The sequence below is a fragment of the Kluyvera sichuanensis genome (genome assembly GCF_040930405.1).
Classification (GTDB): Bacteria; Pseudomonadota; Gammaproteobacteria; order Enterobacterales; family Enterobacteriaceae; genus Kluyvera; species Kluyvera sichuanensis.
Genome location: NZ_CP162272.1, coordinates 73,870 through 100,524, shown reverse-complemented (window position 1 = coordinate 100,524; position 26,655 = coordinate 73,870). Strand labels below are relative to the sequence as shown.

23 protein-coding genes and 7 pseudogenes are annotated in these 26,655 nt (G+C 46.5%); 12 read left to right on the top strand and 18 right to left on the bottom strand.

Annotation, left to right across the window (positions count from 1 at the left end; all coding sequences use genetic code 11):
* The 4 pseudogenes from AB2B48_RS24730 to AB2B48_RS24715 all read right to left on the bottom strand — a co-directional run.
* Positions 1–265, bottom strand: a pseudogene (locus tag AB2B48_RS24730) (hypothetical protein); the annotation flags it as partial.
* 756 nt (positions 266–1,021) lie between these two features.
* A pseudogene (locus AB2B48_RS24725) lies at positions 1,022–1,584 on the bottom strand (methyltransferase).
* Between the two features lie 48 nt (positions 1,585–1,632).
* A pseudogene (locus AB2B48_RS24720) lies at positions 1,633–1,716 on the bottom strand (hypothetical protein); the annotation flags it as partial.
* Positions 1,716–1,814, bottom strand: a pseudogene (locus tag AB2B48_RS24715) (DNA methylase); the annotation flags it as partial. The pseudogenes AB2B48_RS24715 and AB2B48_RS24720, both read right to left, overlap by 1 nt.
* Positions 1,815–2,401: 587 nt before the next feature.
* Here AB2B48_RS24715 and AB2B48_RS24710 point away from each other — a divergent pair.
* Positions 2,402–3,151: a toll/interleukin-1 receptor domain-containing protein gene (locus AB2B48_RS24710; RefSeq protein WP_368302065.1), complete on the top strand. Its 750-nt coding sequence runs from the start codon at positions 2,402–2,404 to the stop codon at positions 3,149–3,151.
* Positions 3,152–3,167: 16 nt separating this feature from the next.
* Complete coding sequence (locus tag AB2B48_RS24705; RefSeq protein WP_368302064.1) at positions 3,168–3,578, top strand: hypothetical protein; 411 nt, start codon at positions 3,168–3,170, stop codon at positions 3,576–3,578.
* Positions 3,579–3,715: 137 nt separating this feature from the next.
* Here AB2B48_RS24705 and AB2B48_RS24700 read toward each other — a convergent pair.
* Positions 3,716–3,937 (bottom strand): annotated as a pseudogene (locus AB2B48_RS24700) (IS30 family transposase); the annotation flags it as partial.
* A gap of 159 nt (positions 3,938–4,096) precedes the next feature.
* Between AB2B48_RS24700 and AB2B48_RS24695 the strand changes: the two are divergent.
* Positions 4,097–4,756: a hypothetical protein gene (locus AB2B48_RS24695; RefSeq protein WP_368302063.1), complete on the top strand. Its 660-nt coding sequence runs from the start codon at positions 4,097–4,099 to the stop codon at positions 4,754–4,756.
* A 397-nt stretch (positions 4,757–5,153) separates the two neighbouring features.
* Here the strand turns inward: AB2B48_RS24695 and AB2B48_RS24690 are convergent, their stop codons facing one another.
* Entirely contained in the window at positions 5,154–5,804 is a 651-nt protein-coding gene (locus AB2B48_RS24690; protein WP_368302062.1) for a plasmid partitioning/stability family protein, read from the bottom strand.
* 2 nt (positions 5,805–5,806) lie between these two features.
* A complete protein-coding gene (gene parM, locus AB2B48_RS24685; protein ID WP_368302071.1) occupies positions 5,807–6,775 on the bottom strand; it encodes a plasmid segregation protein ParM domain-containing protein in 969 nt (322 codons plus the stop codon).
* 223 nt (positions 6,776–6,998) lie between these two features.
* Between parM and umuD the strand changes: the two genes are divergently transcribed.
* From umuD to repE, 3 genes are all read left to right on the top strand, one after another.
* On the top strand, positions 6,999–7,427 hold the full coding sequence (gene umuD / locus AB2B48_RS24680; protein ID WP_368302061.1) for a translesion error-prone DNA polymerase V autoproteolytic subunit: 429 nt from the start codon (positions 6,999–7,001) through the stop codon (positions 7,425–7,427).
* 8 nt (positions 7,428–7,435) lie between these two features.
* Positions 7,436–8,704, top strand: coding sequence for a translesion error-prone DNA polymerase V subunit UmuC (gene umuC / locus AB2B48_RS24675; protein WP_368302070.1), 1,269 nt, complete (start codon positions 7,436–7,438; stop codon positions 8,702–8,704).
* A 448-nt stretch (positions 8,705–9,152) separates the two neighbouring features.
* A complete protein-coding gene (gene repE, locus AB2B48_RS24670) occupies positions 9,153–9,905 on the top strand; it encodes a replication initiation protein RepE (protein WP_284961038.1) in 753 nt (250 codons plus the stop codon).
* A gap of 329 nt (positions 9,906–10,234) precedes the next feature.
* Here repE and AB2B48_RS24665 read toward each other — a convergent pair whose 3' ends face one another.
* The 6 genes from AB2B48_RS24665 to AB2B48_RS24640 all read right to left on the bottom strand — a co-directional run bounded on the left by AB2B48_RS24665 (position 10,235) and on the right by AB2B48_RS24640 (position 17,642).
* A complete protein-coding gene (locus AB2B48_RS24665; RefSeq protein WP_368302060.1) occupies positions 10,235–11,572 on the bottom strand; it encodes a hypothetical protein in 1,338 nt (445 codons plus the stop codon).
* 138 nt (positions 11,573–11,710) lie between these two features.
* Positions 11,711–12,964: a HEPN/Toprim-associated domain-containing protein gene (locus AB2B48_RS24660; protein ID WP_368302059.1), complete on the bottom strand. Its 1,254-nt coding sequence runs from the start codon at positions 12,962–12,964 to the stop codon at positions 11,711–11,713.
* Between the two features lie 132 nt (positions 12,965–13,096).
* Complete coding sequence (locus AB2B48_RS24655; RefSeq protein ID WP_368302058.1) at positions 13,097–14,179, bottom strand: hsdR; 1,083 nt, start codon at positions 14,177–14,179, stop codon at positions 13,097–13,099.
* 7 nt (positions 14,180–14,186) lie between these two features.
* Positions 14,187–14,957 carry a tyrosine-type recombinase/integrase gene (locus tag AB2B48_RS24650; RefSeq protein ID WP_368302057.1) on the bottom strand — a complete coding sequence of 257 codons (771 nt, stop codon included), beginning with the start codon at positions 14,955–14,957 and terminating at the stop codon, positions 14,187–14,189.
* A 620-nt stretch (positions 14,958–15,577) separates the two neighbouring features.
* Positions 15,578–17,098, bottom strand: a complete 1,521-nt coding sequence (locus AB2B48_RS24645) for a YaaC family protein (protein ID WP_368302056.1) — start codon at positions 17,096–17,098, stop codon at positions 15,578–15,580.
* A 37-nt stretch (positions 17,099–17,135) separates the two neighbouring features.
* Positions 17,136–17,642, bottom strand: a complete 507-nt coding sequence (locus AB2B48_RS24640; protein ID WP_368302069.1) for a recombinase family protein — start codon at positions 17,640–17,642, stop codon at positions 17,136–17,138.
* A 499-nt stretch (positions 17,643–18,141) separates the two neighbouring features.
* On the opposite strand from AB2B48_RS24640, the gene AB2B48_RS24635 reads away from it, so the two are divergent.
* Positions 18,142–19,095, top strand: coding sequence for an Rpn family recombination-promoting nuclease/putative transposase (locus AB2B48_RS24635; RefSeq protein ID WP_368302055.1), 954 nt, complete (start codon positions 18,142–18,144; stop codon positions 19,093–19,095).
* Here the strand turns inward: AB2B48_RS24635 and AB2B48_RS24630 are convergent.
* The 3 genes and pseudogenes from AB2B48_RS24630 to AB2B48_RS24620 all read right to left on the bottom strand — a co-directional run.
* Positions 19,092–19,521, bottom strand: a pseudogene (locus tag AB2B48_RS24630) (hypothetical protein); the annotation flags it as partial. The gene AB2B48_RS24635 and the pseudogene AB2B48_RS24630 overlap by 4 nt on opposite strands.
* Positions 19,522–20,947: 1,426 nt before the next feature.
* Positions 20,948–21,232 (bottom strand): hypothetical protein, encoded by a 285-nt coding sequence (locus AB2B48_RS24625; RefSeq protein WP_368302054.1) that lies wholly within the window; start codon positions 21,230–21,232, stop codon positions 20,948–20,950.
* Positions 21,232–22,059, bottom strand: coding sequence for a ParA family protein (locus AB2B48_RS24620; RefSeq protein WP_368302053.1), 828 nt, complete (start codon positions 22,057–22,059; stop codon positions 21,232–21,234). Before AB2B48_RS24620 ends, AB2B48_RS24625 begins: the two co-directional genes overlap by 1 nt.
* A 245-nt stretch (positions 22,060–22,304) precedes the next feature.
* Here AB2B48_RS24620 and AB2B48_RS24615 point away from each other — a divergent pair, with 245 nt between their 5' ends.
* The 5 genes from AB2B48_RS24615 to AB2B48_RS24595 all read left to right on the top strand — a co-directional run bounded on the left by AB2B48_RS24615 (position 22,305) and on the right by AB2B48_RS24595 (position 24,648).
* Positions 22,305–22,562 (top strand): hypothetical protein, encoded by a 258-nt coding sequence (locus tag AB2B48_RS24615; protein ID WP_368302052.1) that lies wholly within the window; start codon positions 22,305–22,307, stop codon positions 22,560–22,562.
* A 224-nt stretch (positions 22,563–22,786) separates the two neighbouring features.
* The gene (locus AB2B48_RS24610) at positions 22,787–23,191 is read left to right on the top strand and encodes a hypothetical protein (RefSeq protein WP_368302051.1); all 405 of its coding nucleotides are present in this window, start codon (positions 22,787–22,789) and stop codon (positions 23,189–23,191) included.
* A gap of 226 nt (positions 23,192–23,417) precedes the next feature.
* Positions 23,418–23,645: a hypothetical protein gene (locus tag AB2B48_RS24605; protein WP_368302050.1), complete on the top strand. Its 228-nt coding sequence runs from the start codon at positions 23,418–23,420 to the stop codon at positions 23,643–23,645.
* A 236-nt stretch (positions 23,646–23,881) separates the two neighbouring features.
* On the top strand, positions 23,882–24,103 hold the full coding sequence (locus tag AB2B48_RS24600) for a hypothetical protein (protein ID WP_368302049.1): 222 nt from the start codon (positions 23,882–23,884) through the stop codon (positions 24,101–24,103).
* A gap of 413 nt (positions 24,104–24,516) precedes the next feature.
* Entirely contained in the window at positions 24,517–24,648 is a 132-nt protein-coding gene (locus AB2B48_RS24595) for a hypothetical protein (protein ID WP_368302048.1), read from the top strand.
* Between the two features lie 90 nt (positions 24,649–24,738).
* On the opposite strand, the pseudogene AB2B48_RS24590 reads toward AB2B48_RS24595, so the two are convergent.
* A pseudogene (locus AB2B48_RS24590) lies at positions 24,739–25,893 on the bottom strand (Tn3 family transposase); the annotation flags it as partial.
* A 52-nt stretch (positions 25,894–25,945) separates the two neighbouring features.
* Positions 25,946–26,650 carry an IS6-like element IS26 family transposase gene (locus AB2B48_RS24585; RefSeq protein ID WP_001067855.1) on the bottom strand — a complete coding sequence of 235 codons (705 nt, stop codon included), beginning with the start codon at positions 26,648–26,650 and terminating at the stop codon, positions 25,946–25,948.
* Positions 26,651–26,655 lie beyond the last annotated feature (5 nt).

Below are 26,655 nucleotides of genomic sequence, written 5' to 3'. Positions count from 1 at the left end.
TTTTCTCCCTCATGTATGAGATAAACGGCGATTTCAATCCCCGAATTAACCCACTCAAGCGAGCGTAAACCCGCTCAGTCACACCGAATTTCAACCCGTAATGCGCATGAGCTTCTTCAGTACAGGCTTCCGAATAAATTGACTCATGATGTGCAGCGCGAATAAGTGATACCAGGCTATCCACGAGATGTGAAATACGCCCTTCCCCCATCTTCCTGGAAGATTCTTGAGCGGCGGTTTTGACGTTGACGTTTCGTGTGTTCATCCTGTTTTTCTCCTGTGGTGATGGTTGTCCATCTCCCTGGTGAGTTCTCTCGCGGCAAAGGGCAAAGGAGCAACGGCGAAGGGAGGAAGGAAAGGGGCGACGGCTGAAAGTTTTTGCCCGCAAAAAGTTTCTGCCGGCGTTTATTTCACCCCTTGTATGACGACCCGACGGTGCTACGAACAGCCCTCCGCGTGAGGACACACGGGGGATGGCGTCACCGGGGGAACAGGATGCACACACCCGACACGTCGGAACGGCGTGGCGCACTCAGAGCGACGGCGCCGCCGGCGCGGTTAAAGCGGCGCGGCCGCACGGCCGCAGCAAGCGCGCCTTTGACATCAGCCATCAGACCCTAGCCGCATGGCCCGAAACCCGCAGGGGTTCGGCGGAGACTGGCGGCCGCGCAGCGGATGCCTGGCGGAGTGGGGCTCGACGACCGGGCCGCAACACGGACCGGGAGCCGAAGGGGGCCAGCTTCAGGCTTTTGCTTCTGGTTCTGGTTCTGGTTCTGGTTCTGGCCATTGATGTGCTGCAGCTGCCGCACCGGCACAGCAGAAAGAGAACAATGCCGAACACCGGCAGCGGAATGGCAAAGTTGAAAATGGAGAAGAGAGTAAATATCTATCGCTGGCAAAAGGAGATGCCGCGAACTGAAGGGAGGAGCGCGTCAGCGCGAGTCACTTCTGCGCCGCAGGCGCGCGGCCTTTTACGGCGCGGCCAGACGGGGCAAATTACCCCGCCTGAAACCGCACACCCTTACCCCAGAATTTTGACGATAACCGTCGAAACCTCCGTATATGTAAACGTATTACGCGGCAACACTTCCCAGGCAACAGCCAGCGGTTTAAGAATGCGCTCCTGGCGCGGTCCGTTAAGACAAATAGCCACCAACACCCCGCCGGGTTCAAGAAGCATTAGCGCGCGCTGGATATGCTTAATATCGTGTGCGTGCTGAAATGGAGGATTCATAATGATTTTGCTGTAGCGTTTCTCTGTTTCGTACTCCAGAAAGTCGCCACAAATCACGTTAACGCCATCAATATTTGCTGTAGATACCGGTATAAATCGCCGTTCTGCTCTACTGCGTCACACTGCGCCGCCGGCGCAACTGATTTGATAGCGCGTAATATGGCACCCGTTCCCGCGCTAGGCTCAAGTATTACATCTGTATTACAAACATCGGCCATTTCAACCAGACGACGACAAACCGGAGCCGGTGAAACAAAGAGCTGAGAGCTCGCCCGGATTTCGGCTACCGGCGCACGCCCTTCAATTCTTGCACGAGTCGCGTTTATTCTTTCTCTGAGTTCGCTACGCATATCTAATCACCTGTTAAAACTCCCCGGAGGAACCGGGGAGTTTAGTTATTATTTTTTTGGAATTTCTACGGTTTTCATGTCGGTAATATAAACCGTGTCCAGCGTGTACCCCGTCGCCATTACCCGGCGGAACCCACAAGATACGGAGGATCAGTCAAAATAAAATCGACTGCACGGGGCGGAAAACGGGACATAACCTGTACGCAATCACCCAGGATAAAACGGGACATAGCACTCTCCTCTCTGAAATTCGGCACCCTGTTGCGCCGTGCCGCCACAAAAACCCGGCGACCAGCTGAGGAAACAAGGGCAAACACCGGAAGCCGCAGCGCAGACATAAACGGGCTGAATGCTCCGTTTATGTCGAGAACGGGTGAGGATGTTGGCGCCAGCGTACCCTTGTAGCCGAAGCCGCCGGGTTAGCGTGAAGGCACGGCGTGCATAGTTGCCGCCGCATGGCGGCATAAAAAGTGGAGGGAACCGCCATCCTTATGGGTAAAACTAATCCAAATAGACTTCAGGGTACTACAGTCAGGTACAGCGTTCAGTTCACGCATAGCTGTACATTCTGTAGTTGCAAGCTGACCACAGTAAACTGCCAGATACTCGACAGGTTCAAATGTGCTTACTTCCATTTATCCTACGGGCATTTTATTGCCAGAAGCAGGCATTTTACTCTTGTGCTTATGCGGCCAAATCAGTTTGCAACTACAATGTTCCGCAGGTCACAGGCATGAAAAAAGCACCTTCTTGTGCTTTTTTTTTATCCTTTACTGAAGGATAATTAGCTGAATTTAAAGAGTCATAGGAAAAGGTGATGTACAAAGCATATAGTTTAAGAGTAGATGATGATGCTTTTCTTGGTTATTTACAACATGGTGAAGCCATAAAAAAAGCAAATAACACTGCTGCTAAAAGTGGACTTGATGCATTTTTTGATGGTGATGGAAGTCTGGTCGCAACAACAATAATGAAAGATTGGTTTCCCGAAATAAAAGCCAATGTTTTTATCTCCCACTCACATAAAGATGAAGCACTAGCAATAAAGCTAGCCGGGTGGTTAAACAATAGACTAGGCCTTACATCATTCATTGATTCTTGTGTTTGGGGTTATTCCACAGAACTTTTGAAAAAACTGGATACAAGATTCTGCCTTAAAGAAAGTGGGTATTATGACTATGACAAAAGAAATATCACAAATGGCCATGTGAATATGATGTTGGCAACTTCAATTACAAAGATGATTGACCAATGTGAGTGCATTATATTCTTGAATACTCCTAACTCAATTTCATGTAAAGGATCTATTGAGAGCGATGGAACTGAATCACCTTGGATATATGCAGAAATAGAAGCGACAAGATTACTTAGAGTAAAGCAACCAAATAGAATGATTGTTGAAGCTTCTATGGAAAAGAGAAGTTTCTCTATGGATGAAGCTATGTCAATAAAGTATGACTTAAACTTAAAGCATCTGCTACTTCTGGAGAACAGGCATATTCTTACCTTGCAGAATTGTGGAAGAAAAGGAACTGATGCTTTAGATTTTCTGTATAACTCTATTTGAAAAATTTGGAGGTTCTATGGATGAAAAAATAGCGCATCTTGGTTTCATCCAAGGTGTTATAAACAGAATGGGTAGCAACAGCTTTATAATCAAAGGCTGGAGCGTTGCTTTGATTGCCGCAATATTTGCGTTATCATCCGATAAAGAAAATTCAGCTTTTGCATATCTAGCTCTTTTCCCTTTAGCTATTTTTTGGGGATTGGATACATTCTTTCTTCTTCAAGAAAAAATGTACAGGAAACTGTACGAAGAAGTCGTAAATGGAAATGTAAAAAGTGAAGGGTTCACAATGAATGCCTCAGTCTATAGCAAAGATATTGGTTGCTGTTTAGGCGTGGCATTTTCTAAAACAATGCTTCCTTTTTACGGAAGCATGATTCTAATGATCTTTATTTTCATGTGGAAAGTTTTAGGGTTATTCAAGTAATAAGAAAAGCACCTTCGGGTGCTTTAACTTGCTCCCCGTAGATTAACACGCACCATTATCAACATCCGCTAAGTACCGTAAGTTCAGCCGATGGATGCAACACGCTTATTGAACTTCTCTTCGGGTGATTTATAGTCTAGCGCTCGGGAGTTTTCACTTCTTTCATCAAGTGAAAGTGTTAACGACTGCCGCTTCGAATATAGGGAGCCGTATCCACTACTCTGGAGTATAGTGGGTATGATAAATGAGTGATATTTCTCACACATCCAGGTGATATTATTCAGTACATCAATTCGCTTATATCTGTCACAGATAATCGTTTTCTGTTCCGGTGTGAAGTTAATCCGCGTTCTTCGCAACCAAAAGCGGACGTTAGCCGAATTAAATAATTTATAATACGATAGCTAGACACTGATATGTAAAAAAATTACTTTTAACACTTACATTATTTAATAAATTACGTATTATAATCAACTGTGTATTTTATTAATTAATTATAAATTTCAGAAAGGGTACATATGATAAACAAAATTCAAGATATGAACAGTATAACTTATAGAAATTTATTTGAAGATGCAAAAAAATTTACTATTGAGAAACAGTTTCCTTTAGATTCATATCCCATGAATGACTGCGAAGCGAATGTTTCAGAATTAGTTAAAGAACTTTCTGGTTTGTTTTTTGATTACACTAATAATTACCTTAATCATAATCTCAACCCAATCATTACATTTGGCGGGGACTGTGCAAATGTTCACTTTCAAATTCTTCGCTTTATAAATGACCATTATCGTTCCATTTCCGCAAACATAACAATTGGCGAGGTTCTCTTATCAGAGCAATTGGGATTTAAGTTTAACCAGAATAAATGTGTCGAATGGCTTGAAAATGGAATTCCACCAATATTTGACTGCCATGCATGGATAACCATAAATAATGACTATATTTTGGATTGTACCATCGGTACATATATCAATACACGAACTGCCCCTGATTCAGCCATAAATAAATCGGAAGAATTATACGGTGGTTTAATTTTTGGCCATGCAGATAACCTTCAGCATATTGCTTTTAGAAACTTAAAAGGAATAACACCGAAAGAATACTTTAAAATAAAATATACTCCCGTCATTCTTGGCAAGACAGCACTAAATAAGTTAGGTCCTAGATATACTTAATCCCCACATGGGCCCTAACATTCTCACTAAGATAAAAAACTTGGGCTATGTTATGTCGCTGAGGACTTAAAGTTCTACTCAGTAAGTAAGAAAGGCCCGCTGATTAAGCAGGCCTTTCATGTCGACGTACAGACAGAACTTATTTCTTGGCATAATCGTTCAGAAAGTTACCGAAAAAAATGCAAGCCAGAAACATTAACTGAAGCATTATTATTAGTGCCAGAGGAACGTGGTCCATGATCAACAAAGGGACTATGGACAGTATTGAACCTAAAAAGAACCAGCTGCCGATTTTCTTGATATTCTCTGGCCATAAGTGTTGTGGTACCTGCTTCCGGCGGAGATAGGACACAACAACTTTTAGAATCCATTGTTTTGGGTTGAGCATGGATCACCCTCAAAAGATTTTTTTCATGTTTTCTTTGACTGTGTTTCTACCAGATGCAGGTTTCTGTTCAGAGGACTTAGCTTCCTTCGCCACTGCCGGCATATCTTTCAGCGTGCTTAAGCCCAGCATCTTATCTGTCAGTAACTGTAGTTCCTGAATGGAAACGGGCGGTTCAGGCATACTCGATAACAACTTCACAAATCTGGCATCGAGGTCGTGTATCGCGCAGCCGGCAATCACCAGTTCTCTCAACAGTGAATTACGTCTACGCGTCGACACTTCGCCTAAAATGCTCATCAGTAATCCGGCGTTTACATCGTCGTTAATCTTCAGCGAAAAACGCCGGCGTTCTGACGAGCTGGAGAGTTTATCCGGCGACCAGGGATAGGTTTCCTGATCCGAAGTTTTTAAGAGCTCTCCTTCCCCTGATAGCAGTGCCAACAAACCGGCAAAAAGTCCTACCTGCATCTGACCGGCAAACAAAGCAGTCAGCACGGAAGGAAGACGCATATCTATCCGATACATGATGGCCCCGGATATCGCCGCTGCGCGGAGAAATTCGCCGCGCAGTGGTTGTGATGTCCGTTCAATAGTCGCCTGAGCCCGCATATCTGTTGGGTCATCATGGTAAAGGTAAATAGAAAAATTGCCTGCAGGCACGATTAATCCTCTTTCTGGAAGAGAGCAATTTCGCGCGCCAGGGCCAGCTGAGGTTCAGAGATTACTTCTACGCGCTCCTTCGCCAGTGGCCATGCGCTCCGAATAGCATCTTCAATCAGTGTTGCGCCGCCACCAGTCAGCAGCACGCGGTTCACGTTGCGGAAGTTCGTCAGTTCACTGACGATCCGAACACCCAGCGATTCAATTGCTTCTTCAATTTTGTCAACGACATAGTCAATTCTTGAAGCATCATTAATGATGCTGTTAAGAAATGCACGATCTTTTCTGCTGCGAATAACCTGGTCAGCAATTAACGGGCTGGTTTCAGTATCGGCCGCGCGCAGTGCCGCTTGCGCAGCTCGAGTCACCTGGGAGACACCAATCGATGGGTTACCGTGAATAGCGCTAATGTCTTCAAATTTACCGACAATCACGCCAGCATCCAGCGTTGTTCCGCCGAGATCGATAATCAGCGTTGTTTCCCCTGCTCCAGGTTGAATCTCTGACAGGCGACTAAAAGATGCAGGTAACGACTCCGGCATAACAATGACATCGAGAACGTTAAACACCTCGCCCTTATTGAGGGAAATATCGCGCAGCAGGTTCGCTTTTTTGCGCGCGATATTCTCTTCGTTCTTCTGACAATCCTGATCATAGTACTCGCTAAGCGGTAACGTCACCGTCAGCGTCACGTCCTGCGGCTTTAGCCCACTATTCAGCAGAGCATGATGCACAGCCAGAAGATTCAAATCACCATACTGGTATTCCACGTTTGTGGTCGACACGGCATCACGGCTAACCCGGTCCCACGAATATTTCATTGAACCGATCAGGTAGTTAAACGCCCCACCGAAATCAGCCACTTTCCAGCCATGTCGGAATGAGTTTGGAGACACCGCTGTTTTCATCTCGCCGTGTTCAAACCATGCCAGTTTAACGTTAGTAGAACCATCATCACAGTAGACATTCATCATTTTGAACCCTTTGTTTTGCTCAATTTGAGCATAACAATACACCATTTACAGATTCGGTCAATTTATTTAGCTCAAATTGAGTTAAATAAAAAGCCATAAACAACACAACCATCATTCTCAGGTAACTTATTTGACTCAATTTGAGCAACTTATTGCATGATTGATTTTTGGTTTGTTGCTTATATACTGTATATGCATACAGTTATTTTAGAGGTTTAACATGTTGCGCATTATCACGCCGGTTGCAAATCCAGCACGCCAGACAAGCCCCCTGTTCATTGAACGATGCCCTGCCGGTTTTCCCAGCCCAGCGGCTGATTACACCGAGTCAGAGCTGGACCTTAATGAGTACTGTATTCGTCATCCCAGCGCGACTTACTTTGTGCGCGCCCTTGGGGACTCCATGACTGAGCTTGGTCTACACAGTGGGGATCTGATGATCGTGGATAAATCAGAGCGAGCAGAACATGGTGATATTGTCATCGCAGAAGTAGATGGCGAATTCACTGTGAAGCAGTTGCTATTAAGACCTCGTTTAGCGCTACACCCTATGAATTCGTCATATCCCACGCTGTACCCAGATCCTGACCAGCTGCAGATTTTCGGCGTCGTAACTGCCTTCATTCACAAAACCCGAGGTGCTAATTAATGTCCTCAATGTTCGCGCTGGCTGACGTAAATAGCTTCTATGCATCCTGTGAAGCCGTTTTCAGGCCAGATTTGCGGGGTAAACCTATCTGCGTCTTGTCCAACAACGACGGCTGCGTGATCGCCAGAAACGGGCCTGCGAAGAAATTGGGCATAAAAATGGGCGTACCCTGGTTCCAGCTAAAAAGCATGCAGTTAAGTGAAAAAATATACGTTTTTTCAAGCAATTATGAATTGTACGCGAGCCTCTCTAATCGAGTCATGGCGAGAATTGAGGAGATGGCAATTCGCGCCGAACAGTACTCAATCGACGAGTGTTTCCTCACCCTCCAGGGACTTGAGACCTGTATCAGCTATGAGGACTATGGGCGAAAGCTGCGGGAACACGTTCTTAACGGAACGGGACTGACCATTGGAGTGGGTGGCGGCAGTAGCAAAACTTTAGCAAAATCAGCCCAGTGGGCCTCCAAAGAGTGGCCGCAATTCGGCGGTGTATTGATGCTTGGCCCCGGTGACCGGCGGAGAACCGAAAAGTTATTATCACTGCAGCCTGTCGGTGAAGTCTGGGGAGTTGGCAGCCGTATTTCTAAAAAGCTGGCCACAATGGGGATCACTACTGCACTGCAGCTGGCGCAGGCAAATCCTGTTTTTATCCGCCGTAATTTCAATGTGGTACTCGAGAGAACTGTCCGGGAGCTGAATGGGGAGTCCTGTATCGCTCTGGAAGACGCTCCAGCCCCGAAACAGCAGATTGTATGCAGCAGGTCATTCGGAGAGCGTATAACGACGTATGAGGCGATGAGACAGGCTGTTTGCCAATATGCTGAACGAGCAGCGGAAAAATTGCGTGGCGAACGGCAGTATTGTCGCCAGGTAGCTGTTTTTATCAAAACATCTCCGTTTGCCGCCGAGCCTTACTACGGGAACGTGGCCAGCGAGAAGCTGATGGCGCCAACCAGAGACACCCGCGATATCATTACGGCCGCAGTTAAATCGCTCGATCGCATCTGGGACGATGGACATCGATATGCGCGCGCAGGTGTCATGCTCAATGATTTCACGCCGACTGGCGTTGCGCAGCTGAACTTGTTCGACGATGTGCAACCTCATGCCCGAAGTGACCAGTTGATGCAGGTACTCGATAAAATCAATAACTCCGGTACCGGAAAGGTCTGGTTCGCAGGCCGGGGAATTGCACCTGAATGGCAAATGAAACGCGAGCTTTTATCTCCAGCATACACAACTCGATGGAGTGATATACCGGTAGCCAGGCTGTAAAGCATTATTGATCTTAGAGAACGCCGGTAGTGCTCGCCGCAGCCTCACGTCCCGAGCGTAGCGAGTTAGTGAGCGAGGAAGCACCAGGGCACCAGTGCTGACATAAACCGCTTAACGCACCGATACTGTCAGAGAGGTTTGTTGAGTTATCCACATATCCACCTGATATTTTTATAAGATCTTTTTTAAAGAGGTTTTTAGATCTTCTTTTTAGAGGCCGCTCCAGCCCTTTAACCATGCGGCTTTCAGCCCTGTTGATGTGACAAATCACCCTTTCACTGTGACGATTTGCCCTCAGAAACACCGTTTTTCAGTGACAATCTGCCCTCAACCCTGTGACAAATTGCCCTCAGGATCTGCGTAAAATCACAGAGTTATCCCAATCAGTTGACACTTCCGTTCACACTGTGACAGGATTGAATCCTGTCACATAAAACATGGTCAGGTCATGACGGATATTGCGCTGATAAATCAAAAAAACCGGAAGAACAGCCCCCGTATTGTTCAGTCGAATGAGCTCACTGAAGCGGCCTACAGCCTTTCTCGCGATCAGAAGCGGATGCTGTATCTGTTTGTTAATCAGATAAGAAAATCTGACGGCACGTTGCAGGAACATGATGGTATTTGCGAGATACAGGTAGCGCATTACGCTGCCACGTTTGGCCTGACTTCAGCTGAAGCAAGTAAGGATATACGGCAGGCTCTGAAAGGCTTCAGTGGCAAAGAGGTTGTATTTTACCGGCCGGAAGAGGATGCCGCTGGCGAGAAGGGTTACGAGTCTTTTCCGTGGTTTATTAAACGCGCTCACAGCCCATCGCGCGGCACCTACAGCGTGCATATAAACCCATATCTCATCCCTTTCTTCATCGGCCTGCAGAGCCGTTTTACACAGTTTCGGCTCAGCGAAACGAAGGAGATCACCAATCCGTACGCGATGAGGTTGTACGAATCCTTGTGCCAGTACCGTAAACCTGATGGTTCTGGCGTGGTATCTCTCGGTATCGATTGGATCATGGAGCGCTATCAGCTTCCGCAGAGCTACCAGCGCATGCCGGATTTTCGTCGCCGTTTCCTGCAAGCCAGCGTTGACGAAATTAATAGCCGCACGCCTATGCGGTTATCCTACTTAGAAAAAAAGAAAGGCCGACAGACTACTCATATTGTATTTACTTTCAGTGATATAGCGTCAAATGCAGCTTGATTGGATGAGGGCGAATTGTCACTGTTAGCGAGGGTTATTTGTCACGATATTAAATCTGAGTTAAGGGCAATCTGTCACAGTTGCCCTTTTTTATTGCTCCTATTCCGTAGTTCTGGGGCTTTCAGCCCAGGGATGGAACGATAAACATCAAAATTTGAGGGCAAATTGTCACGGTTCAGAACAGTGCAGTTTGTCACACCACAACGATAGGAAAAGTGAGGGTGATTTGTCACACGGAGCCTATCAGTCCAGCATAACCTTCGAGCGGCACCAAAATTGAGGGTGAATTGTCACTGTTACCCTGGACCATAGGCATGCAGCTGCATTTTTTACTTTCCCACGTTAAAGATATGGGCCAGCAGTAATTTGTTAAATGTCGTCCTGGGAGCTTCTGGCCAACCAGGTGGATCAGTAATAAGGTCACCCAGCTGCGCCATCAACTCATGAGTTCCTGCTTTACGCTGGATGTATTCTTCTGAATCATTACCCATCGTTTCGATGATAATCGATCCCACAATGTCTTTTCCCGCCGGCACGACGTTCAGCATGAAATCGGGGTGGACGACCTCACTATCAGGCCCACTTTTTAGGGTAAAGAGAGGTTTTAGCAGACTCATTGCTGATGGCGAATTGTCACACTTCCCGACGTATTCAGCGGCATTGAGGATAACTTTCAGCGTCTCGCGTTCTTTGTTACTGTCGACGGGAACTGGGTTATCAAGCTCGTAGGCTGCATGAGCATATCCTTCATGGCAGTACGCTGCGCCATTACCATCTAACCGATATTCAATAATCACCCAGTACGGCGCCCTGCTGCCGGCATTATATGAGTTTTCCCCGTTTATTCGGACACGAGCTACAGGCTTATGTGTGTATGGCGTTCCTTTCACGGTGAAGGTTATTTCTTGATGAGTGACATGTTTACTCAGCCCAACGATGTAAAAGCAGGCGGCCTTGTTCTCGTCTTTAATTTTCGTATCGCTAATCAGAGCTTTCATGGACTCATTGATACGGAAACTATTCATCCAAGGGCTGCAGCTGATGATGGACGACAGAGGGATACCATTTTCCATCGAGCTGGTAGCCACAACCTCTTTTACCCTGTTGAGCGCGCTAATCAGGCCTGGGGCACCATTTTCAGACAGCAACTCTAGCTGGTTAAGCCCCGCAGCCTGGATGAGCGTCAGCAGTTTGCGGCCGATTGCCGGGACAGGCTTCAGTGATTTTCTCCGATGAGCCTGGGGTCCCCTTGGGGTAGGTACGCCCGTCACTTTTCCTTTGTCCACCTCATCAGGCAACCAGTCATTACCGCCAACAGGGTTTAGTGGGCTGGTTTTTGCTTCCTGACCTCTGCCATCGCCTTCCCTCCCCTTTTTCATCCTGAACAGCGGGCATTGCGCGTCATGTTCGGGTGACGTCGATAAATGTCGGAGTGTGGCTGATTTAACCTCGCAGTTAAGAGGCTTCTTCCCTGCGCTGGCCAGGCAATCGCATTCAAGCCATAACTGCCTTGTATCCATCTCAGTGAAGATTTTGTTGGCCAGCAGGAGGTCTGCCCTGGTGGGGGTTAATGCACGGCTGACAACGTGCGAGATAGCCATTTTCTCGACGAAGCTTAGCTCACGGTGAACTCTTCCCCGTGGGGTTTCCTTCCAGACAAGTTTCATTCCACCCCCCTTCAGTTTTTGCTACAAATGAATTTCATTTGTAATTCTATTGTATTACAAAAACACCATTCCTCACATCATCAAAAACCGACAATGACGAATACATTTGTATTTCATATGTATTTCATTGTTTTGCTATTACTGTTTATTTTCATCATGTTGAGCATCAATAAAAAGTTTCTCAAGAGCATCTAGTACCTGCTGGTCTATAAAGTTCAGGAAGTTATTCATCTTAGCATTTAAGTTTTTAAGGTGCTTAATAGATATCTCGTGGTGCATTCCTTTCACATCGCGCCCGTTACGGTGAACAATGTCGTGCCTAATCTGTACAGCCTGTGCGATACCAGATAAAAGATGTTCGGGAAAGCGAATGAGCAGGCAGTTATCGTAGAGTTGTTTTACCGTAGGAATGTGATGAAATGACAAACTTTGCAGATCATCTTCAATGATTTTATCAAGTGATTCGAGCTGTTTGTAAACCTCAGAAAGGGGCTTTTTTTCCACTGACTTATACTTGGCATAGTTCTCCACAAAACGGCGCTTGACGGATTCATGCTCTACAGACCGGCAAAATATGTCGGATAGATATACTTCCATCACGGTGATGATGCCTGAATAGCACATACGCAAAAGAACAGAGTTTTCTGTACTCTGGTTAGCCAGGTTAAGAAGTTCATCAAGGCTCTTTCTCGCATTACGTAATGGCTTTGTGGCACCACAGTTTCTTTCTTCGAGATCCAGGAAATCGTCCATACGTTCATCCCAGATTAACTCACTTAAATTAAGCTCACATAATGCGTTATCGTCTGACGCCAGCAGCAGCGCAAAAGAATAGAAGTCGTAATCAATACAAGGGAAGTTGTAACTGGAATTACGCACCCACTCACAATACTCATCGACACTGCTGAGCATAAGCGAAAGAACAGGATCATCAGTTTCAACCCACTCATATACGCTGAAGTGAAAGTCATCGTTCCTGGGCCAATCCTTTGTTTGTTTAAACCGTTGAATCCAGTCTTCCAAACGTGCGTTTTCCAGGGCTCCCAAGGCCAGTTTGAGCCAGTTGTATCTGCGAGTGTCATATTCCTCTTTGTCCTGAATTCCTTCTAGTGCATAGAACTCTTCCCCAAGTTCGGTTTTCCAGGAATTGAGTGCATGAGAGAAATGACGCTCCAGCGAATCGCGATCATACCCATTTAACTCCATTCTCCTTTTAATCTGCCCAACAGAAGCTCGATAGCCGATAAATGCCCCGTCATATCGTAAGTCTTCGTCCGCTGTATGTACCTCCCGGACCCGGTCTCCTTCCTGGAAGAACCAAAGATGGTATGAGTTCTGTGTTGGATAGATGGTTAAATAATCATCGATGGTGATTTCTGTCCAGGTAGACAATTAACAACCCCTTTGTAATACAATTAGAATACATATGTATTCTAATATTGTTTAATACAATGTCTTATAGCTTGATTATATAAACTTAGAGAACACATATTTGACATTCATTTGAGATACAAATGTAATACATTAGTCATCCATGTATCGCTTATCACCGTCACAGAAATCGCATCCCCGGATATAGCTAAGCTCCTGGACAGAGTCGATCGCATGGTTGCAACATTCGCATACCATTAACGTCTTAAAGAAGCTAAGACACTCAGTACACAGGTAGCCATTTCCAAACTTAGCCACCGTTCCAGGTCTCATACACTGAGTACATCCGGCAGGCAAAAACTCGTCATCCCAGTTGGAGTGAAACTGGCTCTCATCAAGAACATCATACCGTTCATGGTTAACATCGCATTTGCTACAGCGGACGGTAAACTCCCCTTGTTGGCAGGGCATTTCCTCACCACAAGCCGGGCAATGCATACGTATGTACCCGGAGAGGCTGGAGCAAACCAGGCAATGTCGCTCGTATAAAACAGGGAGTTCATGATGACCAGTATCGATCGTATCTGTTACTGCAGCATCCTGATTGCATTCATCGCAGCGTTGTACAATTTGTCCCCCGGCAACGCGTTTATCAAGATCAGCCTTAACCTGTTCCAGTCGTATTGCTGAATAGAATTTATTTCCCTGCAGAAGCAGAGTTTCACTCCTGGCAAGCTGCCAGGAGTGTAAAGGACCAAAAATGGATGCCCAGTCTTCTCGCATAAAGCGGTTCAGCGCAAACCAGGCTGCAGCCTGCTCGGAGAGTATGGTTTGTTGGTCCTTCTCAGTGAAGGCCGGCTTATAGAAGTGGACCACCTGATTGCGATGCTGCCTGATAATGTTGAACGCTTTTTTGGTCTCGCTTGGCAGAGGCATGTTCAGCACATCTTCTAACCGCGTAATGGCGTCGTCATAAGTAACTGACTGGAAATCTCCCACGAGATATTTACTGCGCACAACCCGCTTACCTATGCAAACCAGGCTCCAGTGCTCATGGACCAGCGGCACTTTCAGCATAATCTCGACGGCAGTCCAGAAACTGACTATCGAGTGTTTGTACTCTTTGGCTTCCAGCTCTTTACGTGCCTTATCAAGGAAGTCCATACCATTCTCGATCAGCGCCAGCACATCATCGCCTGGAGGATTATGTTTTTCCTGAATGATTAACTTCTGCATTGTTGCCTCAGTCAGTTCTGGCGCGCAGCAGCTGCAGCGCGTCCTGTGTGTTCAGCGTAAAGCGGATGTCCTGGCTGGCAGCCACATCGAGAGCAAAGATCTTCGTATACACCTCGGTGCTCTCAAACTTTTCATGGCCCATCAGCCCCTGAATAATTTTCGGGTGCACGTGGCCATACAGCAGGTGCATCGCAAAACTGTGGCGGAACGTGTGCGGGCTGATGGCGATACTGAACCGGACACCGTCGCGGCCGGCGGCATCGATGGCCCGGACCAGCCAGTTTCTGACCGTCCGGTCGGACACCGACCAGACTGGTCGCGCGCGACGTTCGCCGGTGATGATGTCATCTTCAAACTGTTCCTTCGTACTGGCGAACAGCCGGCGCATCTCATCCACATAGGCCGGGTCCGACAGCGGCACCACGCGGTTGGCGCTTTTACCTTTCTTCGGGCGGCCGCCGCCGGCGCGACGTTGTTTGGCGGTACGGATCACCACATGCGGAATCTCATCGTTGAGGTGAAAGTCCCGCCTTCTTAACGCCAGCGCCTCATTGAGCCGGGCACCGACATTCCAGAGCGTATTGATGAACGCATGCTGATTCCAGTCCGGCAGATAATGGAGCAGGGCGCTGACTTCCGGCGCCAGCAGGTATTTTGGCAGCTCGGTGTAATGGCTGGCCATCTCCCGCAGCGACAGCGCGCGGCCGTAATCGAATCCGGCCGGTACCGCGGTGACGGGAAGGGCAGGGGAGCCAGGCATGTAAGAGGGCAGATTCATGGTGTCCCCGTTTTCTCGTGCGCTACGCAAAATCTGCTGCAGATGACCCCTGCTCGTCAGAAATTTTTCACGTAGCGCGATCTGGTGAAGTTCTGTGACTATTTTCGTCGCTCGCAGCGGTTGTTGCCACTGGAAAAACCCGCAGAGCCCGAACCCTGAAATTTCCGATTTCTGGAAATATACCATAAAGAGGAAACAGATAAATCAAGGCCAGCGGCAGCAAAGGATCGTTTCTGGATCGTTTATGCCTGGATGATGTGTTCTGAAGCAGGCTGCACGCAATATCCTGTGGTTTTCGGTGATCGGGCGGTTTTTCCTGAAATTACAGAAAACGGAAAGCAGAAATCCGGGCGCAGCCGCGCCCGGTTAAGAAGGGATGACGTTGGGGTCTGAGGGCCAATGGAACGAAAACGTACGATAAGAACATAACACATTGTAATAAAATAGAATTATTTATGATGTGCAGTAAAACGAAAACCTACATTAAAAGACTTTAGCAAGAAACTTACTATTCTCATTCCAAAGCGCGACAGCCCTGCATGCATAGTGGAGAAGGGGCTGGCGACGATAACCCATTTATCCAAGCGACCGTCGGCCAGCTTCCTTATTGCTAAATGATTTTATATGTGAGCAAACATAGATCCTGACTGAACGACCCTAACCTTTGAATCTAATAAAGCCTCAAGAAATTTTTCCGGTGCTAATCTTTCAAATACTGATAAAAATTCATCTGTGAGAGCCAGATAATCTTCATATTTTCCAGATGCAACTTCCCGCCATATACTCGGACGATATCGAACTAATATTGACAATGCATATAAAATAACGGTTGTAATGCATCTATACTCAGAAACTCCACCGAATATTGGTATGATATAGCTAGACTCAGTGAATGGGCTATGATGTTGTTTTATAACTCCGTGCCAGAACTCATCATTTGGATGCCTAACTAAAGCTTTAAAATGTAACCCAGGATATTCTGATTGTACATATTCTATTTGTTCAATAGGGAGGTCTAACTTTGCAATATCATCAATGGTTTTCGAGCAGGATATATCATTAATTGAAACGTAAGATTCTCGCTTCTTTTCAGTGTTAAAACGAAACGATCCATTTGCATCGGAATCATAACGAAAAGTAAGCCAATTAATAGATGTATCTGATACCATTCTAAGAAGCTCTTCGAGCTCAGGTATGTGCGAAAATAATTCAATTAACGTTATTACATACTCGTTTGATAAATCTATATCTGTTTCTTTACGCGGTTTTTTACTAGGATATAAGGTAACATCGCAACCAAGAAAATCCATCCATTTACAAAAAAAACCGTTTGATAGGACACCAACGACAAACCCTTCAAAAGGATTGTCACTAACTGAATCAAATGTGAACAAACCATGCCCAAATTTTGTCATATCTTCAACTTCTTGCAAAGACGTAGGCCCCTTAGGAGACGCTAGCATTTCCGCAGATGCCAACGCTATTGCACCGTAGTAAAGACTTACAACTCTCTGATTTAATTTTTGTTTGCTGGCTGCCTCAAAGTAGTCACAAGCATTTTGTATACAAAATGCCAGACCTAATGCTTTGGCTTTGATAACGTCATATTCAAGTTTGGCCCCAAAATGATTACAACGCTGTTGTATTAATTTTTCGGCTAACCCCATAGTTCTGAATTGTTTAATTTGGCTCCAGATTTGATTTATCGGTTGCTCAGACTGGATATGATTTGTAAATTCTTTAGGTTTAAACGAAGGAATATCTTGACCGCCAAGTGATAACTTACCATCAGAGGCTGACGTATTCCATTTGATGATGTAAGTTTGTAGTGATTTAAGCTCAATAACATCTGTTGATATCCCATATGCATAAGACTTAAGATGGTAAAAATCTCCATTTAAAACGATTAGGTCAACTAGCTTATCTAGGTTTTTATAAACGGAATTGTCAGTTGCACATGAGTAAAGCAAGGCTAAATTGTAATTGACACTTCCTTTGCTCACTTTAATAATTACATATTCTCCATGTGGGTAAGAGCCAGTAACTTCACATTCCCAATGGTGTTTATTAAAGTAATTAATAATATTATCTTCGGCACTTTTAACTAAAATATTCAGCCTCAGTTGTTTACCTGTATCCATGATGTATCCTTTCAATAATTTTATAGATTAGCGAATGCTATTCAACCTTCTCATCTTTCAGTATTTTATATACAGTAGAGCGAGCAATATAGAGCTGACGAGCTATTTCCGTTGCTCCAGTTCCTGCCTGATGAAGCGACAGCACATTAAGCCTGTCTACAGATCTTTTGCGACCAAATTTGATACCTTTTAGCTTTGCTTCCAGTCTACCTTCATTTGTACGATCCAATATTCTCCGGCGTTCAGCCTGAGCTACAGCTGACAGGATAGTCACCACCATTTTGCCCATTTCCCCGTCGGTGCTGATCCCGTCATCAATAAATCGGACAGCCACTCCATGAGCATCGAATTCTTTTATCAGCTGAATCATATCGGCAGTATCACGTCCGAGGCGATCGAGTTTCTTCACCAAGATGACGTCACCTTCCTCCACCTTCATACGCAGCAGATCCAGTCCTTCTCTGTCTGTAGAGCTGCCGGACGCTTTGTCGGTAAATATGCGATTAGCTTTCACCCCTGCCTCTTTAAGCCCCTTAACCTGAATATCGAGAGACTGCTGACTGGTTGATACCCGTGCGTAACATGCAAGACTGTGCTGGGAATCATTGCATTACGGTGATGATTTCAGGCTGTACTCAGCCAGCTAAAGCACGAAGCAGCAGTATAACCATCTGACCTGCAACTCGTTGATGATAAAGGGTTAGACCCCGTGAGGCCTATCTGGCTATTGTACAGGATATATGCATCCGCTTAACGAACAAGAACCTCACGCGCGTCTTTCATCAGGGTCCGAATCGATGACGATTCATCATGGCCGTTTATAGTACCGCAGTCTCTCCCCTTTATTTTTAACTTTGGTGCAGACAGAAACCGTAAACGCCGGCGTTGACATGCCGGGGAAGCCCTTATAGTACAATAATTTTCGATATCCAAACTGACCCCAATAACCACCACTTGAAGGAATGACAACTTCTCTCACCACCAATATCAGCGTTTTCCAGGCTGTGATACCATAGCTTGGTCATTTTTCAGAGCTAGGGCTGATGAAGAAGAAAAGCAGCACACCTACTCCCCACGATGCCACGTTCAGGCAGTTCCTGACGCAACCGGACATTGCCCGTGATTTCATGGAAATTCACCTGCCCGCAGAGCTGCGCGCAGTCTGTGATCTCAGCACGCTGAAGCTGGAATCCGGCTCGTTCGTTGAGGATGATCTCCGCCAGTATTTCAGCGACGTCCTCTACAGCCTGAAAACTACAGCCGGCGACGGATATATTCATGTCCTGGTCGAGCACCAGTCAACGCCGGACAAACATATGGCTTTCCGCCTCATACGCTATGCGGTAGCCGCCATGCAGCGACACCTGGAGGCAGGGCATAAAAAACTGCCACTGGTGATACCGGTGCTGTTCTATACGGGTAAACGCAGCCCGTATCCGTACTCAACCCGGTGGCTGGATGAGTTTGACGATCCGGCGCTGGCAGGCAAACTCTACAGCAGCGCTTTTCCGCTGGTAGACGTTACGGTCATTCCGGATGATGAAATCGCCGGGCATCGCAGCATGGCTGCACTGACCCTACTGCAGAAACATATTCACCAGCGGGACTTGGCTGAACTGGTTGATCGGCTGGCGCCCATTTTGCTGGCCGGATATCTGTCTTCATCGCAGGTAATATCGCTGGTACACTATATAGTGCAGGCAGGCGAAACATCGGACGCCGAAGCCTTTGTACGCGAACTGGCACAGCGTGTGCCGCAACACGGAGACGCACTTATGACCATCGCACAACAGCTTGAACAGAAAGGCATCGAGAAGGGCAGGGCTGAAGGTCTGCAGCTCGGTGAACAGCGCGGTATTGAAAAAGGCCGTTCAGAAGGTGAGCGTCAGGCCACTCTGAAAATTGCCCGTGCTATGCTACAGAACGGCATTGACCGTAATACTGTCATGAAAATGACCGGTCTGACTGAAGACGCCCTAGCGCAGATCCGCCACTAATCCCCCTTTCCTGGCACTCCCTGTCTGGCCATCAGCGAATACTGGTGGGGCAGGGAGGCATCAGGCTCTGCCAGCCAGCCACAGCGATTAAACAGCTTCATTACCCCCCGCTACCTTCCCAGTCAGACGCGCTGTCAGCGGATTTATCTGTCGGCCGCTGTCGTCAAAAGCGACATCGAGGTTGACCCGTGAGAGATAAATGCCATTGACGCCCGCACTGAGCGGCACGGCATTCCGGCCGGACCATTCCCGATCACTCAGCAGAAGATAGTTCCAGTGCATATCTTTGGCTGTTTCCAGCGCATAGGTCAGCCGGAACAGGTCGTTCTGCTCGGACAACTCACCGGTGCAGGAACGACAGAGGTAATTCAGCTTGCTGGCCAGCTTCGCGCTGACGCCCAGCTGGCACCCCTGCTTCAGAAGCCATGCGGGTTACAGGCTGTTTTGTGCTGTTTGGGAGAAGTGGGGTAATGCCAGGATGGCTGTAAGAAACAAAAAAGGCCAGCTTGCGCTGGCCTGGTACACGACTGATTCTCAGAAAAACCAGCGGATCAGTTCTAAAAATGCGGTAAGCGTTTTCAGAACAAGGATGACTTTCGACAGAACAGTATCCATATTTCCCCCATATGGGAGAGTGGAACGCCGGAATGAACCTTTTCACCCTGCATAACGGCTTATCTAAAATGTCAGTTAAAGATAGCTCCACTCTGGTTACGGTACTGACACAGCACCACCTGTTATCAGCCAGAGTTAACTCAATGTCTTGTCTGGTACTTGTAAATCAGATTGATTAGTTCAAGTCGTGGGGGGTATCATTCAAACGTCAGTTAAAGATAGTTCCACTCCACATCTGAGTACCAGCTCAGTGGTGGATGTAAAAGGCCCGATTACCAGTCGGGCTTTTTTTACGTCCCAACAACGCTAAACTCCGCGCCATTCGCCACTTCACGAACATTATGAGTAACATAACATCCAACGGCACTCACTTTAGTTTCTTCTTTATTGATGTAGCGCAAAGTAAAAATGCGAGAGTACAGATGACAGCTTGTGCGGGAAATGTAAATTTCATCGAGCAAAAATTGTCTAAAATCAAGGCATAACAAACTGAATGTTTTTTATATGACAAATCAAACCGTTTGTTGTTACGCCGTCACTTTAACAGCTGAGGAGGGGGACTACCTGGACTATCCTGAAGGAAAGGGCACTATAGCCCCCTTATTCATTCTTGTTACCCTGACAGCCCCTCAAGGGGTCAGTTTGGGAAACGGAAATTATTGTACTATAAGGGCATAATTTAACCGTTTCTGGAAGGTAACTGATTGATTTGTCTTCATCGGCTATCGTATTTAAGTTATTGCATTCACGGTGTCGCATTTAGGTTATCTCATTACCCATACATGCCAGCCAAACGCCAATATGAGTTTTCTTCAACGCTGGCAAAGAATGGAGCTACTACATTATGTAGGTCCTCGGTAAATAGATGCATGAATAATTCCTTCTGTAAAGTTTCTATATCTAATTCTTTGAGTTTCCATGTAGAAATCCTCTCAGATTTTTTGAGTGTGCTGCGGCTGTTATCCAGCTGCAGCGTGAGGTTGTCGCCCGTTAAGCTGACGACTGGGATGATAATATCGGACCTAGGGTGAGATGTCTTAACGTGATAGAAAAATAAGTCAATAAATGGGATAACCCACTCATTCTGGTAGGAAAAATGCATGTTGGACAGGTCATGGATCTGTAAAAGATGTAGTTTTTATAACGAAAAAAGCCCTTAATCAAGGGCTTCAAGGCGATGCTATTTATACTGATTTTGAATACATTTGTATTTCATTTGAATTACAAATTCAGGGTGTCAGATGTTCTCTTTTATGGCTTTGAGCACTTTCTCAGGGCCGGCAGACTGAGCCAGATACAGCCCTGCGCGTAACAATGTCGACACAGTGATGTTCTTGTGCGTCAGCGCCTGGATTTGCTCAACCAGCTGCTGCGCTATCATTTTTTCATTAAGGGTCATACGAATTGTTTTTGGCGTTTCACCTGAAGTATTTTTCTTCTTGACCGAAATATTTGTCAGGCGACTCTGCACCGTAGAACGGTCGGGTTTTTCCATCTTAGGGCGATCAAGATCTTTGGCCATTATGCCACCTCACGTTTTAAAAGTTCATCTAACTCACGTGCGAGTTTCGCGTAGTCTACTAAGGCCATAGCACTTTTCTGATAGTAATACAGCGGAACACAGGCAACCTGAGATTGCACAATAGCCTGGTCAGTACGGATTCGGGTGCTCATCAGACGTGATGATATGCGTTCGTGTTCTGTCAGTGCTTTGTCGATAAAGTTATTAATTATTTTATTTGAGCCGTTGTGTTTACTACGGAATACGCTGAAGCGGGTATATGTGCTTTCAGATATTTCATCCATATAGTCCAGCATGGTTTCCATGCCACTTAAAGAAAAACTACTGCCATCAACTGGTATCAGAACATGGTCAGCTATATAGATGGCATTGCCGGTTGCAATATTAAGCCCTGGCGCACAGTCGACAATGATGTATTCGTATTCGTTTCTGACTTTCTCAAGATGGCGAGCAAGTATTTTTTCGCGATGACTTCGAGCTAACGTTTGTTCGATCACTTTTTCAAACGTTGGGTCTGAAGGTATCAGGTCAAGATTCGGGATAGGAGTATCCCCTGCCATAGCCGGAACGATAGCGTCGTGGATATCGAATTTGGGGTTGCTATAGAGATCGCAAATGGTCGGCCCGTACATGGAATAGTACTTTTTACCGTTGGCTGTTACCTCGGTGGTGTTGGCCTGTTGATCGGAATCAACCAACAATGTGCGTTTGCCTGCTCGGGCATAATGAACTGCCAGATTCGTGGCTGAACTAGTCTTACCAGGTCCGCCCTTATTGTTCATGATTGCTATTATTAACGCTGCTAACGGGTGTTGTGCTTCCTTCATGGTATCTCCGGGAAAATTGCCATCTTCGCGGTATTTTGTAATCTATTTTGTAGACGATAGCAATACAAATGTATTACAAAGATAGGCGCCGGTCATTCACCATAAACAATGGTCTGTATGGCGAAGTAAGGTGATGTATTGATGATTACTGTTACCATTAACGAGATGAACGACTAGGTGGAACGTCAAAGGTTCCCCTGTAACCGTCACGATCGATAATTGTTCACTCTGAAGAGGTATGCACTATGACTGTCAGGCTTTATAACAATGCAGCAGATGCACGAGCCAAAGCGAACAGTGAATGGCATGAAGAATGGATTAGTAAAAGTGGCCTGAAAGCTCGCCTCTGGACTGATAAGGCGACTAGTGATTTTCTTGGTGCGCCAGCTCAACGCTGGACCGGTAAAGGCATGGAAGCAGAAGGAAGTAAAAAAGGTCGAAGCAACAACCGCTTTCAAAACATGGCTGGAACAGCGTCGCTCATGGCTCATTGCGCGAGGTAAATTAACCGCTGATACATAATTCCCGCGCCAGCCAGGAAGTTCAGGGGGCTCTTATCATCGGTTAAACTCACAGCACTGAGCGAACAAACTGGCTGAGCCTAAGGTCGGCGATAAGCAAAGAGCGGAATCTCTTTGTGTCTACACAACCTTCATGGACATCTTTCGCCCCCCCGCTTATAGTGCTTCTGTTTTCAATGTTATCTAGCCCCTGTCAGGAACAGCTAATGCTCGATCTAACTGCGTTGGATTATCTAAAATATATAGGAGTAGGGTTAATTCTGATTCCTTTTTTCCTTGTATCTAAAGCTATAATGATAAAAACGAGAAATGAGTTTAAGAATAGTGGGCTTGGCTTTGCAGTTCTTTTCCTGACGGTTAACATTACTTTATTCCTTGCTCCTGTGGGTATTATCCTTGCTTCCTATTTTGATAAAGGAGCGGTTGCATTAATAATCTCTTTCCTTACTTTCTTACTAATTTTGTCAGGCGCATACGTTTACGACAGGATCATCAAACGTACTTTCGTTATCAGAATTGATGAGTCAACATTTTATATGTTATATCATCGAGCAAAAGAAGATGGTGTTTCCATCAAAGATTTAATTGTGGATAGAGTCACGAAAGAATAATGGTGCAATTACTGGCATTCGGCCAGATGCAGCTGCGCGGCTGAGAATCGATGGCACATTCTGGCAACGAGGCACCGGCGAGCTCGCAGAACTGCTGGCATACAGCCCGGTAACGTAACTCCTTCGTCATCCTGAATTAGCACTTTTTGATGCAACTAACACCTTGAAACTCGGCGGTTAATTCCAATATTTATATTTCCACTAACCAACAAAAACGGGGCTTAAAATGACTGAAAAATATTTAACTGATGATGACTATGAAGGTTTGGCAAACCTGCTCAATGTCGCGCTTGATGGCTATAAAAACGGAGAAATGACGCGTGAAATCGCCGTGAGTGGGTTGTCTCACGTCATCGCAGCAATTGATAGCGGCAACTATACAGAAGCACGATACTGGTTCCGAAATACGTTTTTGGTGAAAGAAGAAATCGATGGTGGAGAAATATACAGCTGAAGGATGTTCTTCATACTTCTATCTGGGGTCAGTTTGGCTAGCTTGAAAAGTGCTGGTACATTCAGCATCGAGTTACCGGCAAGCTCGCAGAACTTCTGGCAAATCTTCCCCGTTACGTAATCCTCTCACCAGATTGGACGTTCAGGTTATTCTGTCTATTTTCGCTGGCGGTGATGGAACAGCGCGGATAAAATTAGGCCTAACTAGTGGCGATTAACTTAACCTCGGATAACATTATGAGAATATTAAAAGATTCAGTCCTTTCCGATGAGTTTGAAGGATGGGATGAGGATATGGTCTATGAGTTTGATGATGGTACAAAATGGAAATTAGCGTCTTACCATTACAGCTATTCCTACAGCTACCGTCCCAGAGCGAAGCTATTAATTGACGGCTCACGCTATTATCTTGAAGTTGAAGGAATGGGTGAGCCTGTTGAGGTAGTCCAAGTGTCCTGAATGCGGGCCGCGCTAGCGGCCTTTTTTACGCTACTCGTTTAATGCCCTGCGCCAAGTTGGATATCCAGGCTAACACGCTACAAAATATTGCATGTGCCAGAATGTTATGTCTATTGCTGGCATTCGGTCAGCTGCAGCTGCACAGCCAGTTTGAAAAGTGCAGGCACATTCTGGCATCGAGGCACCGGTGAGCTAGCAGAACTGCTAGAAAATCTTCCTCGTTACGTAATCCTCTCAACAGATTGGACGTTCAGGTTATTCAGCCCACCACTCGCACACTTCCACTCGTATAAATCTCACTTCAGCATGACACCCCGCACGAAGAACCGATCCGTCACTTAGGGCAAATTGAAATCGTTGTCGTTACCACTGACAAGCGTCGTGGCATAACAACACTCTCTGTAAATGGGGTAATGACCTTGATATCAATAATTTGGAGATCTACGCTAATGCCATTGCTGGAAATGTTCCTAACAGCCTCACCAGCTTCTCAAGGGGAGACACTCCTGTTCCTCGCTATGCTGATATACTGGCAAAAGCGATAGGAATAAGCGGGCTGGCCACCGGTCAGACTCGCTGTAAAAAAGTAAAAAGCAGCATACGGGGTCCGCTTGGAAAACGGAAAATATCCTACGCTAAGCCTGTTTTTTGTACAGACTGCTGTCTACTGAGCGTAACGAACGGTATTTTCCCTGTCCCAGCTTGAGGTTTGTTCGCCAGACGTAATCTCCGCTCAGGTTGATGTGTTCCCATCCCAGAGGGGACAGATGAGAAATCAGTTGGTCATTGAATGGGATCCCCTTTCGCTTCAGATAATCTATGGCTCTTTCTATATATACCGTATTCCAGAGTGAGATCGCCGCAGTCAGCAAGGTGAGCCCACTTGCCCGATAACTCTGGTTTTCCAGTCCCCGATCTCTGATTTCCCCCAGCCGGTGCATAAAGACTGCGCGAGCAAGGGCATTCCGCGCCTCACCTTTATTCAACCCTGCCTGTATGCGTCGACGCAGGGAAGGATCCCGGAACCAGTCCAGCATAAACAATGACCTTTCGATGCGACCAATTTCCCTCAGTGCTTTTGCCAGACCATTTTGTTTCGGATAGCTGGCCAGCTTTTTCATCATCAGTGATGCTGTTACCGTTCCCTGTTTTATAGAACTCGCCAGACGTAGCACCTCACTCCAGTGGGTTTCAATGTCCTTTAGATTCAGGCTGGTTGTGGAAATAATTGACTGAAGCCCCGGATACAACGCGGGTTTTCCATGAATAAACAGTCTCTTGTCCTGAAGATCCCGGATCCTTGGCGCAAAAGCGAATCCGAGCAGATGCATCAGCGCGAAAACATGCTCAGTGAAACCTGCGGTGTCGGTGTAATGCTCTGTAATCTCCAGCTCGCTTTCGTGATACAGCAAGCCGTCAAGTACGTGAGTAGAATCGCGCACGCGGCTGATGACTTTGGTGTAAAACGGGCTGTACTGGTCCGAAATATGCGTGTAAATCTGAACGCCTGGCTCCTGACCGTACTTCAGATTGACCTGACCCGCATAACGCCCATGGCTGCCCACCCGAAAATTTTGCCCATCAGACGAGGAGGTTGTCCCATCGCCCCATAATGCCGCCAGAGGCCGTTTTTTCTGGGCATTGACCAACTCAGCCAGTGCTGCTGAATATGTTTCATCCCTGATGTACCAGGCCTGAATGCCCTCAAGTGATGATTTGGTCGTTCCCGGACAGGATTCAGCCATTTTTGTCAGCCCAAGATTGATGCCGTCAGCCAGGATGGTGGTCAGGGCACTGTTGCAAAGTTAGCGATGAGGCAGCCTTTTGTCTTATTCAAAGGCCTTACATTTCAAAAACTCTGCTTACCAGGCGCATTTCGCCCAGGGGATCACCATAATAAAATGCTGAGGCCTGGCCTTTGCGTAGTGCACGCATCACCTCAATACCTTTGATGGTGGCGTAAGCCGTCTTCATGGATTTAAATCCCAGCGTGGCGCCGATTATCCGTTTCAGTTTGCCATGATCGCATTCAATCACGTTGTTCCGGTACTTAATCTGTCGGTGTTCAACGTCAGACGGGCACCGGCCTTCGCGTTTGAGCAGAGCAAGCGCGCGACCATAGGCGGGCGCTTTATCCGTGTTGATGAATCGCGGGATCTGCCACTTCTTCACGTTGTTGAGGATTTTACCCAGAAACCGGTATGCAGCTTTGCTGTTACGACGGGAGGAGAGATAAAAATCGACAGTGCGGCCCCGGCTGTCGACGGCCCGGTACAGATACGCCCAGCGGCCATTGACCTTCACGTAGGTTTCATCCATGTGCCACGGGCAAAGATCGGAAGGGTTACGCCAGTACCAGCGCAGCCGTTTTTCCATTTCAGGCGCATAACGCTGAACCCAGCGGTAAATCGTGGAGTGATCGACATTCACTCCGCGTTCAGCCAGCATCTCCTGCAGCTCACGGTAACTGATGCCGTATTTGCAGTACCAGCGTACGGCCCACAGAATGATGTCACGCTGAAAATGCCGGCCTTTGAATGGGTTCATGTGCA